This window comes from Paraconexibacter sp. AEG42_29 (assembly GCF_040581415.1).
Classification (GTDB): domain Bacteria; phylum Actinomycetota; class Thermoleophilia; order Solirubrobacterales; family Solirubrobacteraceae; genus Paraconexibacter.
In genome coordinates this window covers 5195724-5209484 of the sequence record NZ_CP114014.1, presented here as the reverse complement: position 1 = coordinate 5209484, position 13761 = coordinate 5195724, and the positions used below count along the sequence as shown (strand labels likewise).

The window sequence follows — 13761 nt, the reverse complement described above, 5'->3', positions numbered from 1 at the left end:
GCGCGCCTGACGGTAGCGGCGCCCCCGCGTGGACGCCGTCCGGGCGGCGCGGCGTCCCGCTCAGCGGCCCCGGATCATCGCGTTCGCGTAGCGGATGAGCTCCTGGAAGTCGGGCTCGGACGAGTTCATCTGGACGGCGTACTCGACGCCCTTGCGGACCCAGGTGACGATCCGCTGCCCGCAGTAGTACGGGGCCCAGGACGGCTTGGGGTCGAAGCCGCAGCCGACGCTGTTCTGGGTGCCGCGGATGCCACCGGCGAGCGTCACGGGCGTCGCGGTGTACCGCTTCTCCTTCGGGCCCAAGCGGTGTGCGGCGAAGACCACGGCCGAGCAGCTGTTGCCCCGACCGCAGGGCGACGAGCTCAGCTGCACGCGCCAGGTGCCGCGCTTGAGCGTCTTCGTCTGGGCCGTGAGGCCGGTGCGGTTGTTCGGGGTCTGCTGGGTCGGGCGGAAGAAGCCCGGCAGGGTGACGGGGATCTTGGAGACGGCCTTCAGCTTCGCGATCGCCTTCGCGCCGACGAGCTTCGCCGGCTCGTAGCCCTTCGCGCCGCAGTACCAGTAGCTGTCGCCGCCCTCGGCGATCGGCGGGGCGCCGGCGACCGACGGCGTGGCGGTCGACGCCAGGACCAGCGGGAAGGTCCGGCTCCGGTTGGGGTCGTGCGGCATGGCGACGGGCTTGGCCGGCGCGGTGCCCAGCAGCGAGTACCCGGACGCCGCGCTGAGGGGGCCGCTCGGGAAGGTCACGCGGCCGCTCCACGCCCAGGTGCCGGGCTCCTCGGCGCCGACCGGCGGGTCGAACGTGTACTGCGCCGCGGTCCGGTTGAAGTCCGCGTCCTCGAGCGTGTCGAGGTCGATGGTCCCGCGGGACTGGACCGAGAACACCGCGCCGGCCCCGGACGTGTCGACGACGGTCTGCACGCACTCGAGGGGGTCGAACTGGATCCCGAGCGGGATCTCCGGGGTGGCGGTGGCCGCGGCCATGGCCGCGCCCGGCAGAGTGGCGGCGGTGAGGAGGGCGGCGCCGGCGGCGAGCAGGAAGGAGCGCATGGGCCGGTCAGTCTATTTATGACCAATGCCCGTGTCCGGGTTGCGGGCTCCGACCGGTGCGCGAGCGGACGCTCCCGGCTAGCCTCGGCGGCTCGTGATCCTCGCGCTCCACACCCGCTACCGCACCACCGGCGGGGAGGAGCGGGCCATCGAGGACCTGATCTGGCTCGCCCGCGAGCACCTCGGTGAGGACGTCGAGGAACTGGAACGCGACTCCGCGGCGCTCGGTCGGGCAGGGGCGGCCCGCGGCCTGCTGCGCGGCGGCCTGCACCCCGAGGACGTGACGGACGCCGTCCGCCGGACCCGCGCCGACGTCGTCCACGCGCACAACCTGCTGCCGGCGTTCGGCTGGCGCGCGCTCGCGGCGGCGCAGGCGGCCGGCGCCGCGACGGTCCTGCACCTGCACAACTACCGGCTGGTCTGCGCGGTGGGGACGTGCGTGGACCCCGCCGGAGAGGACTGCACGCGCTGCCACGGGCGCCGCACGGGGCCGGGGCTGCGTCAGGGCTGCCGCGGCTCGCTGCCGGAGGCCGCGGTCTACGCGGCGGCACTGGCGACGTGGCAGGCGCGGATGGTCCGCCACGCCGACGTGGTCGTCGTCCCGAGCGCGGCGGCCGCCGACCGCCTCCACGCTCTGGGCGCGCCGGTCGACGGCGTGCGGGTGGTCCCGCACGTCGTGCGGGCGGCGGCCGACCCGTCACCGGTCCCCGGCGGTGACGCCCGGGGGCCGGCGATCGTGGTGTCGCGGCTGGCGCCCGAGAAGGGCGTCGCCTTCGCGGTCCAGGCCTGCGCGGCCGCAGGTGTCGGGCTTGTCGTCGCGGGGGACGGCCCGGAGGCCGCCGCGCTCCGCCTCGTCGCCGTGGCCGCCGGGCTCGACGTGCTCGAGGGGGCCGGGGGTCCGGCGCCGGGCAGTGGTGCGGTGCGGTTCACGGGGCGGGTCGACGACGACGCCCTCGCCGCCCTGCGGGCGTCGGCAAGCGTCGAGCTGCTGCCGTCCCTTGCCCATGAGACCTTCGGCCTCACCGCGATCGAGGCGCTGGCGGCCGGGCTGCCGGTGATCGCGAGCGCGGTCGGCGCCCTGGCCGCGCTGCCGGACCCGGTCACGCTCGTGGCTCCGGGTGACGCGGCGGCCATCGCGGCGGCGCTGCCGGCGGCACGGGCGTCGGCAGCGGTGGCCGCGGTCAGCGGGCCGCTAGCGGCGGCCCGGATCGCGGGGCCGGGGGTGGTGGCGCCCCAGCTGGCGGCGATCTACGCCACCGCACGGTCCTCCGTCGGCTGACGGCACTTGCGGTCCCCGTCGGCGGCGCATGACCAGGGGGACCTTGCGCGCCAGCGCATGCATGACATGCACCAGCGCGCAAGGTCCGGCGGAGCGACTCCCCCAAGACCCCCGCTCGACCCCACCGGACCCCCGGGCTCCACCCAGCGGAACCACAAGACGACGCCAATAGACTGCGCCGATGTCGCAGCCCACCTGGCTCCTCACCGGCGGCGCCGGGTACATCGGCTCGCACACCGTGCGTGCGTTCCAGGCCGCCGGCATTCCGGTCGTCGTCCTCGACGACCTCTCCACCGGCTTCCGCGCGTTCGTCCCCGACGATGTGCCGTTCGTCCACGGATCGATCACCGAGCCGGCCGACGTGCGGCAAGCGCTCGACCTCGGCGTCACCGGCATCGTGCACCTGGGCGGCTTCAAGTACGCCGGCGTCTCCGTCGACCAGCCGCTGCACTGCTACCACCAGAACGTCACCGGCATGCAGGTGCTGCTCGAGGCCACGCTCGAGCGCGGGATCGACCGCTTCGTCTTCTCCTCCAGCTCGTCGGTCTACGGCACCCCGGACGTCGAGGTCGTCGGCGAGGACGCCGAGACCAGTCGCCCCGAGAGCCCCTACGGCGAGTCCAAGCTCATCAGCGAGTGGCTCCTCCGCAACGTCGGCACGACGCGGCCGGCCTTCCGGCACACGTCGCTGCGGTACTTCAACGTCGTCGGCTCGGGCCCGCCGGAGCTTGCGGACCACAGCCCGCACAACCTGTTCCCGCGCATCCTGAAGGCGCTCACGAGCGGCGAGCGGCCGACGGTCTTCGGGACGGACTACCCGACGCGGGACGGCACCTGCATCCGCGACTACGTCCACGTCGTCGACCTCGCCGACGCGCACGTGATGGCCGCGGCCCGGCTCGACGCCGGCGAGCCGTGCCAGACGGCCTATAACATCGGGCGGGGCGAGGGGACATCCGTCCTGGAGATCATGGACGCGATGCGCGCGGCCACGGGCATCGCGTTCGAGCCGGAGCTGCTCCCGCGCCGTCCCGGGGACCCGACGCGCATCATCGGCAGCACCGCGCGGCTCGAGCAGGACTTCGGCTGGCGGGCCACCCGTGACGTGCAGGAGATGGCGTCCAGCGCCTGGGCTGCATGGCAGCACCAGCTCGCAACGCACGGCGGGCCACCCGGCGCCTGACCGCCCTGACGGGGGACGTACTCCGGCTAGAGGACGCCGCGCAGCCAGGCCACCGTCGCCGCGACACCCTCCTCGACCGTGATCTGCGCCTCCCAGCCCAGCATCGTCCGGGCCTTCTCGACCGACGGCCAGCGCCGGACGACGTCCACCTCGAAGGTCGGCAGGTGCTCCAGCGCGAACGCGGCCGGTTCCAGGCCGCAGGCGACCCAGATCACCCGCGCGATCTCGGCCACCGTCATCTCCTCGCCGGCGGAGATGTTGAAGTCCTCGTTCAGGCCCGCCGGGGAGGACATCGCGGCGACGATTCCGTCGGCGATGTCGTCGATGTGCGTGATCGTCCGCGTCTGCGTCCCGTCCCCGAAGATCGGCAAGGGAGCGCCGGCGGGCAACGCCAGGCACTTCTTGATCACGTCCGGGACCATGTGCGCGATCCCGACCTCGTCCTCGGGCATCTCGCCCGGCCCGTAGGCGTTGAACGGGCGGCAGATCGTGTACGGCAGCCCGTGTTCGTCGTGCGCCGCCTTCACGTAGACCTCGCCGGTCAGCTTCGAGAAGCCGTACGCCGACTGCGGGATCGGCGTGTCGAGGACGTGCGCCTCGGTCGTCGGGTACTCGGTGGCGCGCTCGAAGACCATCGACGAGGAGACGTAGACGAACCGCTCGACGTCGTGGTCGAGCGCCGCCCGGACCACGCCGTTGTAGAGGGCGTTGTTCACCTCGGTCAGCGTGTGCGGCAGCTTGTGGAAGTTCGCGATGCCGCCGACGATCGCCGCCAGGTGGATGACGTGCGAGCAGCCGGCGGTCGCGGTCCGGGCCTGCTCGACGTCGCGCAGGTCGCCCGTGTGGACCTCGCAGCCCTCGCGCATCCAGGTCGGCGCCTCGCGCTGGTCGGACACGCGCACCTCGTACGCGGGATCGCGGAGCAGGCGCCGAACGACGGCGGCGCCGATGGTCCCGGCTCCGCCGGTGACGAGTACCCGATTCATGCGCCGGAGGGTATTCGGCGCGGCGCGGAGCGGTCAGGCGGTGCCGCTGAGGACCGCGAGCTCGCGGGCGAAGCCGAAGACCTGCCCCGAGCCCCAGCAGTCCCACGGGTCGGCGATCAGCGCGCCGTCGGCGGTGCGCTCGCCGATCGACAGCAGCACGGCCTGGTCGCGGAACACGCTGTGGTTCGCGGCCATGACGACGGCGTCGGCGCCTGCGACGGCCTCGTCGAGGTCGAGCGTCGGCGTCTCGACCAGCGGGTCGTGGATCGCGACGTCCGCCAGCTCACGCTCGAGCAGGCGGATCAGCTTGTGGGAGAGCGAGTCCCGCTCGTCGTCCGTGTCAGCCTTGAAGGCCAGCCCGAGGACGGCGACCTTCTTGCCGGACAGGCTGCCCAGGCGCCGCTTGAGGCCCTCGACGAGGAACAGCGGCACGCTCTCGTTGACCCGCGAGACCGCGAGCAGCATGCCGGGCGCGTTGGAGCGCTCCTCGCTGAACGCGAAGTCCTTGCGCAGGCACGTGCCGGCGGTGAAGCCGGGCTGCGCCATGCCGCCGCGCGGGTAGTCGCGGTTGATCAGCTCGATGACGTCGAAGACGTTCGCGTCGTACTGCTCGCAGTCCATCATCAGCAGGTTGGGCAGCGCGAACGTCGCGTAGCGCAGGATGTTCGTCCAGATCTTCGCGAGCTCGGCCTGGACCGGGGTGGTCTGGACGATCGGGGCGCCGAACGCCCCGAAGAGCTCGCCGACGACCTCGCCCGAGCGCTCGCCGACTCCGCCGATGATGCACGGCAGCGTCCCGATCTCCTCGAAGAAGCGGCCGGCGGCGATCCGCTCGGGGGCGTGCGCCACGAAGATCTGGCGGCCGACGTCGAAGCCGCGGTGCTTGGCGAGGTAGCCCGACACGAACTCGGTCGTCCGCGGGGCGATCGTGGACCGCAGCGTCAGCGACTGGCCGTCCTGCAGGTGCGGGAGCAGGTCGTCGAGCACGCCGCGGATCGCGCTGAGGTCGATCTCGATGTGGCTGAAGGACGGCGTCCCCAGCGTGATGACGATGTGCTGGGCGCCGGCCGCGTCGCTGACCTGGCTGCTCCAGTCGATCTCGGCCCGCGCGAGGATGGCGTCCGCCCCGGGCTCCTCGAACGGCATCCGGCGCTCGCGGACGGCGTCCAGGCGCTGTGTGTCGTTGTCGACGCCCAGGGTCCGCAGCCCCGCGTCGGCGAAGCCCAGCGCCAGCGGCAGTCCGACCCGTCCGCATCCGATCACCGCGACGTCGTAGAGCATCCCGACCAGTGTACGACCGAGAACCGGGAGGCCGCGATCGGACACCGCGGGTGACGGGTGGAGCTACACGCTGCGGGCGCGCGCGTACTGGCGCAGGAACCCGAAGACGAACTTCGGGTTGTACATCGCGTACCGCTTCCACAGCCGGCGCGGCTCGCGGCTGAGGCGGAAGGCCCACTCCATGCCGGCGCGCTGCATCCAGTCCGGGGCCTGTGCCACGCGCCCGGCGTGGAAGTCGAAGGCGGCGCCGACGCCGACCAGCACCGGGGCCGTCAGGCGGTCGCGCATCGCGGCCATCCACTTCTCCTGCTTCGGCACGCCGATGCCGACCCAGACCACGTCCGCCCCGCTGGCGTTGATCTCGTTCACGACCGCGTCCTCTTCCTCGTCGGAGAGGGAGCGGTAGGGCGGCGAGTAGCCGCCGACGATCCGGACGCCGGGGTACCGGCGGCGCAGGTTGAGCGCGAGCTGGACGAGGGCGCCCTGGTTCGCGCCGCCGTAGAGGAAGATGCGCGCGCCGGTGTCGGCCGACCGCTCGCAGTACCGCGCCATCAGCTCCGGACCGTAGACCCGGGAGCTCAGCTTGTTGCCGAGGGCGTTCATGGCCCAGACGATCGGCTGCCCGTCCGGCACGATCAGGTCGGAGTTCATGACCGCCTCGCGCAGCTCCTCGTCCTCCTGGCAGACCATCACCGTGTGGACGGCGGCCACGCAGACGTACCCGCGTCCCTCGGTGGCGATCGTCGCGTCGATCCAGTCCATCGTGCGGTCGTAGTCGGTGAGCGCCATGGGCACGCCGAGGACGTCTGCGGTGGGGGGTGGGACGGCCGCTTTGGTAGCACTGAGATTCGGTGCGGCGTCGTGGATCGGAAGGGGCGTCGACATATGAGGGGGCGAAAGCATCTACAGCTCCCAGAGCAGAAGGGTACGTGAGACAACGCTCCACTACCCCAAAGGTTGCTCTCTTTCACCCTTCTTCGGCGCATCGGCGCATTGCTGGACCGTCGCGGCGACGCCGGGTCCGGCGCGGGTCCGCGTGGGGCCGGGCGCAGATACCCTGCCCGGGTGGCCGCCATCCGTTCGCTCATCACCGGGGTCAGTGGGCAGGATGGCTCGTACCTCGCGGAGGCGCTGGTCGCCGCCGGGCAGGACGTCGTCGGCCTGGTCCGCGAGCGTGAGCCCGACCCGGCCGCCGCCGGCCTGAGCGGCCTGGTGGTCGGCGACCTGGGGGACCCGGCGTCGCTGCGCCGCGCGGTGGCGGACGTCCGCCCGGACGCCGTCTACCACCTGGCCGCGCCGACCTTCGTCCCGGATTCCTGGCGCGACCCGACCGGCACGCTGGCGGCGATCGCCGGCGGGACCGCGACGCTGCTGGCCGCGGTGGTCGAGACCGTGCCGGACGCCCGTGTCGTCGTGGCGACCTCGGCCGAGATCTTCGGGGACGCCGGCGAGTCACCCCAGAACGAGCGTTCCCCGATGCGCCCGCGCAGCCCCTACGGCGTCGCCAAGCTCGCGGCCCACGGGATCGTGCAGACGATGCGCGAGCACCACGGGCTGCACGTGTCGAGTGCGATCACGTTCAACCACGAGAGCCCGCGCCGGCCGGCCCGGTTCCTGCCGCGGAAGGTCACGCGGGGCGCGGCGGCGATCAAGCTCGGCCTCGAGCAGGAGCTCGTCCTCGGGGACCTGGCCGCGGTCCGGGACTGGTGCGACGCCCGCGACGTCGTCCGCGGCCTGCAGCTCATGGCCGCGGCCGACACGCCCGGCGACTACGTCCTGGCCTCCGGGGTCGCGCGGACCGTGCAGGACCTGGTCGACGCGGCGTTCGCGGCCGCCGGGATCAGCTCGGACGGACGCGTGCGGGTGGATCCGGCGTTCGTCCGTCCCCCCGAGGCCACGCAGCCGCTCGGGGACCCGGCCGCCGCGCTTGCGCACCTGGGCTGGCGCGCCGAGATCCCGTTCGAGCAGACGATCGCGGACATGCTCGCGGTCGACCTCGCCGAGCTCGGCTCCTCCGACCGCTGATCCAGGCCGAGCCCGGCCGCGACGACGCGGTAGCGTCCCGGGGCGCCCGGATGGCGGAACTGGTCAGACGCGGCTGGCTTAAAACCGGCTGTCCGTGAGGACATGGGGGTTCGAGTCCCCCTCCGGGTACTGCAGGCGGTGCTCAGCGCAGCTCGGCACGCAGGCGACGGGCGCCCACCGCCCCGAGGAGCACGAGCGCTGCCGTCCCGAGCGCCCCGACGAGGTACAGCTTGGTCCCCGACTCGCGGGCGAGCGCGACCTGCCAGACGGGGACGAGCCGCTTCTGGTCGCCGCCCTTGACGGGGTCGGCCGGGTCCGCGAGCGCGTCGAGCCGGCTGCCGACCATCGCGTACTGGCGGCTGATCGACGGCCCGGGGTCGGGGACGGGCCGGTCCAGCAGCTGGGCCTGCGGTGAGACGAGCAGGGTCGACGCCGAGACCGCGAACCCCGCGGCGCAGGCAACCGCGAACGCCCGGCCGGGCCAGGAGCGGACGAGGGTGGTCCGCAGCGTGCGGCCGGCGGTGGCCTGGGTGAGCCAGGGCCCGAGGACGACCAGGACGGGAATCAGGCCCGGCAGCAACAGCCGCGGTCCCCACGACCAGCCCCCCATCCACGACCACCAGGTGGCGGCGGTCAGCAGGGTCAGCAGGGCGTTGGCGACGAGCAACACGACCGCGCTGCGCCGCAGCTCCCGTCCCCCGGAGTTCGAACTCGATCCTGCGGTCCTCCAGATCGTGCGCACGCCCCACGGGACGAGCAGGACCAGCGGCGCGAACAGGATCAGGCTCTTGGACGAGGTCAGGAAGAGGCCGTCCAGGCCGTCCAGCAGCGGGGTCGTGAAGCCCGGGTCGACCGGCTCCTTGTAGCCCGTGTCCGTCACGTCCCCGAACCGCAGCAGGTTGTACGCGGCGAGCAAGGCGGCAGCGGTCGCCGGCCCGATCGCGGCCGGGATCGCGGTGCGGACGCGGGCCCGCAGGTCGCCCTCCGCGTCCCATGCGGCCACGGCCAGGAGCAGCGCCCCGACCGGCGCCAGCTGCGGCCGGGCCAGCATGCCGAACCCGATCAGCGCACCGGCCGTGCCCAGCCGTCCGGCCAGCAGCCGCTCGACGGCGCCGACCACCGCCAGCGCGGTCAGCGGCTCGGTGAACGAGTCCTCGGTGTAGGGCAGCGCGTAGGTGCAGAACACCGCACCCGCCGCCGCGGCGAGGGCCCAGCGGAAGGACGCCCCCAGCCGCACACCGAGCGCGATCATCCACAGCAGCAGCACGACCGCCGCCGCCGGGATCAGCAGCGACCAGGCGAACTGCCGCAGCTGGTCCTCGTGGCCCGTCACGGCCGCCACGGGCGTCGCGAGCAGGACGGGGACGACCCCCGTCAGCGGCAGCAGCGGTCCGTACTTGGAGGTGCGGTGCCCGTCGCGGCCCTCGACGCCGACCCGCGCGACCTCGTCCAGCCACACGTCCCGGTCGTCGACGATCGACACGCTGACCCGGTACATCTCCAGGCCGTCGCTCGTGGAGACCTGGCCGCGGGCGAAGACGCCGAGGAGGGCGGCCGCGCAGAGGGCGACGGCGATGAGGCGGGCGCGGTTCACGGGCCGACGACGACGACGCGTGCGGACGAGTGCTGCGCGGCCGCGCTCGCCAGCCTGGAGTCGGTGGTCAGGAGCGACGCCGCGTCGCCCAGCATCTCGGTGAGCGCGACGTAGAGAGCGTCGTACGGGGTGACGTTCGCCTGCAGGCTCCACGCCCGCGGAAGGAGCAGCGCATGGCGATGCCGGACGACCCGCAGTGCCTGAAGGTCCGCCACCGCCTCAGCAGCACGTCCAGCGGAGAGCTCACCGCGCAGCACGAGCTTGCGGAGCACGCTCAGCACCTCGACGTCCATGAGCTCCGGCGCGTGAACGGCGTCCTGATGGCCGGCGAAGGCCGCCCAGATCTCATCTGCCGAGGGGAGCTGGAGTAGGACACGAACGACAGCGCCGGCGTCCGCGACCAGCATCAGCGGCTGTCGCGATCCTCACGGATGAGCCGGTCGACGTTGACCGCGTCGACGACCGAACGACTCTCGAGCCGTTCACGCATCTCCTCCCACGTCGGCATCCGCGCGAGCCGTTCGATCTCGACGAGCAGCATGTCCGACAGCGTGGTCCGCTCCCGGGCCGCACGCTCTTTCAGCGTCTGGTGCACGTCGTCAGGCACGTTCCTGATCTGGATCATCTTCATGCTTGGAGCATTGTTGCATGCTCGGAGCATGTAGCAGGCGTGAGCGAGCGGTCGTACTACGTGAGGTCGAACGCCATGGCGATCGCCTCGGCGAGCTGGGACTCCTGGTGGTCGAGCAGGATGCCGACCTGCTCGCCCAGTGCGGCGACCGGAACCGTCGTGATGTTGTCGCAGCTGACGACAGAGTCGCCGGAAAGTCCGTTGCGCCGGTTCACGCGCACCTCCGTCGACAGGCCTCGGATGGTGCTCGTGATGGGAGCGACCGTGACGGACCCGAGGTGGGGCCGGACCAGCTCGCGGGTCAACACGAGGACAGGGCGCGGCGTGTCGAGCGCTGCGATGTGGACCGGACGCATCAGTCGAGCTCGACCGGCATGCTCGCCGCGAAGTCGGCGAACCCGGCGAGCTCGGGGTCATCACCAGTCTGCGCGAGGATCTCCGCGTCCCGGGCGGCGGCGGCGCGGCGGCGCTCCCGCTCCAGTGCGCGCGTCACCACGGCAGCGCGGCTGCGCTCGTCACCGGACGCGACCACACCGTCGACGAACGCCACCAGGTCATCGGACAGGCGCACCGCGATCTGCTTGCTCATCCCTCGATGGTACCGATCTGGTACCCGACAACGGACTAGGGCTTGAGCAGCTCCAGGTCGCTCTTGGTCATCAGCCGGATCAGCTGCTCGAAGCTTGTCTCCGGTGTCCAGCCCAGGTCGCGCTCGGCCTTGTCGTAGCTGCCGATCAGGTGGTCGACCTCGGCGGGCCGGACGAACTCCTCGTCCAGGACGACGTACTGCTGGAAGTCGCCCAGGCCGGCCTCGTCGAACGCGACCTCGCAGCACTCGCGCACGGTGTTCGACTTGCCGGTGGCGATGACGTAGTCCTCGGCGGTGTCCTGCTGCAGCATCAGCCACATGGCCTTGACGTAGTCCTTGGCGTAGCCCCAGTCGCGCTCGGCGTCGAGGTTGCCGAGGCGCAGCTCCTTGCGCAGCCCGTGCTTGATCGCGGCCGCGTGCCACGTGATCTTGCGGGTCACGAACTCGAGCCCGCGGCGGGGGCTCTCGTGGTTGAAGAGGATCCCGCTCGTCGCGTGCAGGTCGTACGACTCGCGGTAGTTGACGGTGATGAAGTGGCCGTAGGCCTTCGCCACGCCATAGGGCGAGCGGGGGTAGAACGGGGTGGCCTCGGTCTGCGGGACCTCGAGCACCTTGCCGAACATCTCCGAGCTGGAGGCCTGGTAGAAGCGAGACTCGGGGGCTGCCTCGCGCATCGCCTCGAGCATGCGCGTGACGCCCACGCCGGTGAAGTCGGCGGTCAGCGTCGGCTGGATCCACGACGTGGCGACGAAGCTCATCGCGGCGAGGTTGTAGATCTCGTCCGGCTTGGATGCACGGATCGCGTCGACCAGCGAGCGCTGGTCCAGGAGGTCGCCCTGGTGGAACGTGATCTGGTCGCGCAGGTGCTCGATCCGGTCGAACTTCTCGGTCGAGGCGCGGCGGACCATGCCGTGCACGTCGTAGCCCTGCTCGAGCAGCAACTCGGCCAGGTAGGAGCCGTCCTGGCCGGTGACTCCGGTGATGAGCGCAGACTTCTTGGACATCGGCGGAGCGTATCGACGCACGCAGGACCTGGGCCGCCCGCCGTCGCCAGGTGCCGCAGGCCCGTTCTGTTAATGCCTGTAGTGGTGCGTCGATATACGATTTTCATGGTTTTCGGGGGTCAGGCTTGGCGGCGTTCGCTGCGAACCCGGGAGCTCACCGAGGCCGCTCGGTCGATCGTGACCTTCCACACACCCGCTTCCAGGTCCACATCGCGAGCGCGACCGCCGGGCCGGTACGCTCGCAGCCGGTGACCGACGCCCCGCCCGACCAGCCCGATGGCACCGTCGATCCCGCCTTCTGGCGTGGGCGGCGCGTCCTGCTCACGGGGCACACCGGCTTCAAGGGCGCGTGGCTCGCGCTGTGGCTGCAGGCGCTCGGCGCCGAGGTCACGGGCTTCGCGGACGAGGTCCCGACGACCCCATCGATCTACGCCCTGGCCGGGGTCGCGGACGGGCTGCGCGATGACATCCGGGCGGACATCCGCGACGCGGACGCGATCGACGCTGCGATGGCCGCGTCCCGGCCCGACGTCGTCATCCACATGGCCGCCCAGCCGATGGTGCGGCGGTCGTTCGCCGCGCCGCGCGAGACCTACGCGGTCAACGTCATGGGCACGGTCAACGTCCTCGACGCCGTGCGGACCGCGGGCGCGGAGTGCGTGCGCGCGGTGGTCGTCGTCACGTCGGACAAGTGCTACGACAACTACGACGGGCGCGCCGCGGTGCCGTTCGTCGAGAGCGACCGCATGGGCGGGCACGACCCGTACTCGAGCTCCAAGGGCGCCGCCGAGCTCGTGACCGACGCGTATCGGCGGTCCTACTTCGACGACCCCGACGGGCTGACGCGCGTCGCCAGCGGGCGGGCCGGCAACGTCATCGGCGGCGGGGACTGGGGGGAGGACCGCCTCGTCCCGGACATCATGCGGGCGGCGACCGACGGATCGGTCATCGACATCCGCCGTCCGGACGCGATCCGCCCGTGGCAGCACGTGCTGAGCCCGCTGAGCGGCTACCTCGTGGTCGCGCAGGCGCTGTGCGCCGAGGCCCCCCGGACGCGCCTGCACGCAGCGGACGGCTGGAACTTCGGCCCGTCCCACTACGACGCGGTGCAGCCGGTGAGCTGGATCACCGAGCGGCTGACCGCCCTGTGGCCGGACGAGCTGCGCTGGCAGGTCGACCCCGGCCCGCACCCGCACGAGGCGACCCACCTGTCGCTCGACTCGCACAAGGCCCGGCGCGACCTCGGCTGGAAGTCGAAGTGGACGCTCGAGCGCACGCTCGAGTCGATCGTCGCCTGGCACCTGGCCCACCGCGACGGCGCCGACCTGCGCGCCGTCACCCTGCAGCAGATCGAGGAGTTCACCGCGTCATGAAGGCCGTGATCCTGGCGGGCGGCTTCGGCTCGCGCCTGAGCGAAGAGACCACCCTGCGGCCGAAGCCGATGGTGGAGATCGGCGGCAAGCCGATCCTCTGGCATATCATGAAGCTCTACGCGGCGCACGGGATCGACGACTTCGTCGTCTGCCTCGGCTACAAGGGCTACGTCATCAAGGAGTACTTCGCGAACTACGCGCTGCACACCTCGGACGTGACGTTCGACATGCGGACCGGCGAGATGGAGGTGCACCGGTCGACGACCGAGCCGTGGCGCGTGACGCTCGTCGACACCGGCCCGTCGTCCATGACCGGCGGCCGGCTGCGGCGGGTCATGCCGTACCTGGGCGACGAGGACTTCTGCTTCACCTACGGCGACGGCGTCGCGGACCTCGACATCACCGCGCTCATCGCCTACCACCGCGAGCAGGGCCTGCAGGCGACCGTCACCGCCGTCCAGCCCCCGGGCCGCTACGGCGCCCTCGGCGTGGAGGACGGGCGCGTCACCTCGTTCGAGGAGAAGCCGCGCGGGGACGGCCTCTGGATGAACGGCGGCTTCTTCGTCCTCAGCCCGTCGGTGGCCGAGCACCTGGTCGACGACAGCACGGTCTGGGAGCAGGGTCCGCTGCGGGCGCTGGCGGCCTCCGGGCAGCTGGCGTCGTTCGCCCACCACGGCTACTGGCAGGCGATGGACACGATGCGGGACCGCAGCACGCTCGAGGAGCTGTGGCAGTCGGGCGACGCGCCCTGGCGGATCTGGGACTGAGC

General features: G+C 72.2%; 15 protein-coding genes and 1 tRNA gene. 6 read left to right on the top strand and 10 right to left on the bottom strand.

The genetic code is table 11. From position 1 onward, the window contains the following. Positions 1-60: 60 nt before the first annotated feature. Complete coding sequence (locus tag DSM112329_RS24800; RefSeq protein ID WP_354699247.1) at positions 61-1047, bottom strand: hypothetical protein; 987 nt, start codon at positions 1045-1047, stop codon at positions 61-63. A gap of 94 nt (positions 1048-1141) precedes the next feature. Between DSM112329_RS24800 and DSM112329_RS24795 the strand changes: the two genes are divergently transcribed. Both DSM112329_RS24795 and galE read left to right on the top strand, forming a co-directional pair. Further along, complete coding sequence (locus DSM112329_RS24795) at positions 1142-2326, top strand: glycosyltransferase (protein WP_354699246.1); 1185 nt, start codon at positions 1142-1144, stop codon at positions 2324-2326. A gap of 181 nt (positions 2327-2507) precedes the next feature. Next, entirely contained in the window at positions 2508-3509 is a 1002-nt protein-coding gene (galE, locus tag DSM112329_RS24790) for a UDP-glucose 4-epimerase GalE (protein ID WP_354699245.1), read from the top strand. Positions 3510-3535: 26 nt separating this feature from the next. On the opposite strand, the gene DSM112329_RS24785 is transcribed toward galE, so the two are convergent. The 3 genes from DSM112329_RS24785 to DSM112329_RS24775 form a co-directional block, all read right to left on the bottom strand. After that, positions 3536-4495, bottom strand: a complete 960-nt coding sequence (locus DSM112329_RS24785; protein ID WP_354699244.1) for an NAD-dependent epimerase/dehydratase family protein — start codon at positions 4493-4495, stop codon at positions 3536-3538. 33 nt (positions 4496-4528) lie between these two features. Beyond that, positions 4529-5776, bottom strand: a complete 1248-nt coding sequence (locus DSM112329_RS24780) for a nucleotide sugar dehydrogenase (protein WP_354699243.1) — start codon at positions 5774-5776, stop codon at positions 4529-4531. Between the two features lie 63 nt (positions 5777-5839). After that, the gene (locus DSM112329_RS24775) at positions 5840-6565 is read right to left on the bottom strand and encodes a WecB/TagA/CpsF family glycosyltransferase (RefSeq protein ID WP_354699242.1); all 726 of its coding nucleotides are present in this window, start codon (positions 6563-6565) and stop codon (positions 5840-5842) included. A gap of 276 nt (positions 6566-6841) precedes the next feature. On the opposite strand from DSM112329_RS24775, the gene DSM112329_RS24770 reads away from it, so the two are divergent. Both DSM112329_RS24770 and DSM112329_RS24765 read left to right on the top strand, forming a co-directional pair. Beyond that, on the top strand, positions 6842-7801 hold the full coding sequence (locus DSM112329_RS24770) for a GDP-mannose 4,6-dehydratase (protein WP_354699241.1): 960 nt from the start codon (positions 6842-6844) through the stop codon (positions 7799-7801). A gap of 44 nt (positions 7802-7845) precedes the next feature. Further along, positions 7846-7930: transfer RNA gene (locus DSM112329_RS24765), tRNA-Leu, on the top strand. Positions 7931-7943: 13 nt separating this feature from the next. Here DSM112329_RS24765 and DSM112329_RS24760 read toward each other — a convergent pair. The 6 genes from DSM112329_RS24760 to gmd all read right to left on the bottom strand — a co-directional run bounded on the left by DSM112329_RS24760 (position 7944) and on the right by gmd (position 11619). Then, positions 7944-9395, bottom strand: a complete 1452-nt coding sequence (locus DSM112329_RS24760) for a hypothetical protein (protein ID WP_354699240.1) — start codon at positions 9393-9395, stop codon at positions 7944-7946. Continuing rightward, positions 9392-9802, bottom strand: a complete 411-nt coding sequence (locus DSM112329_RS24755; RefSeq protein ID WP_354699239.1) for a type II toxin-antitoxin system VapC family toxin — start codon at positions 9800-9802, stop codon at positions 9392-9394. Before DSM112329_RS24755 ends, DSM112329_RS24760 begins: the two co-directional genes overlap by 4 nt. Further along, entirely contained in the window at positions 9802-10002 is a 201-nt protein-coding gene (locus tag DSM112329_RS24750; protein WP_354699238.1) for a hypothetical protein, read from the bottom strand. The genes DSM112329_RS24755 and DSM112329_RS24750 overlap by 1 nt, the downstream gene beginning before the upstream one ends. Positions 10003-10082: 80 nt before the next feature. Continuing rightward, positions 10083-10382 (bottom strand): type II toxin-antitoxin system PemK/MazF family toxin, encoded by a 300-nt coding sequence (locus DSM112329_RS24745; RefSeq protein ID WP_354699237.1) that lies wholly within the window; start codon positions 10380-10382, stop codon positions 10083-10085. Continuing rightward, positions 10382-10615: an antitoxin gene (locus DSM112329_RS24740; RefSeq protein WP_354699236.1), complete on the bottom strand. Its 234-nt coding sequence runs from the start codon at positions 10613-10615 to the stop codon at positions 10382-10384. The genes DSM112329_RS24745 and DSM112329_RS24740 overlap by 1 nt, the downstream gene beginning before the upstream one ends. 35 nt (positions 10616-10650) lie before the next feature. Continuing rightward, positions 10651-11619 carry a GDP-mannose 4,6-dehydratase gene (gene gmd / locus DSM112329_RS24735; protein WP_354699235.1) on the bottom strand — a complete coding sequence of 323 codons (969 nt, stop codon included), beginning with the start codon at positions 11617-11619 and terminating at the stop codon, positions 10651-10653. A 248-nt stretch (positions 11620-11867) separates the two neighbouring features. Here gmd and rfbG point away from each other — a divergent pair, with 248 nt between their 5' ends. Further along, positions 11868-12992 carry a CDP-glucose 4,6-dehydratase gene (gene rfbG, locus DSM112329_RS24730; protein ID WP_354699234.1) on the top strand — a complete coding sequence of 375 codons (1125 nt, stop codon included), beginning with the start codon at positions 11868-11870 and terminating at the stop codon, positions 12990-12992. After that, entirely contained in the window at positions 12989-13759 is a 771-nt protein-coding gene (gene rfbF / locus DSM112329_RS24725; RefSeq protein WP_354699233.1) for a glucose-1-phosphate cytidylyltransferase, read from the top strand. The genes rfbG and rfbF overlap by 4 nt, the downstream gene beginning before the upstream one ends. Positions 13760-13761: the final 2 nt, after the last annotated feature.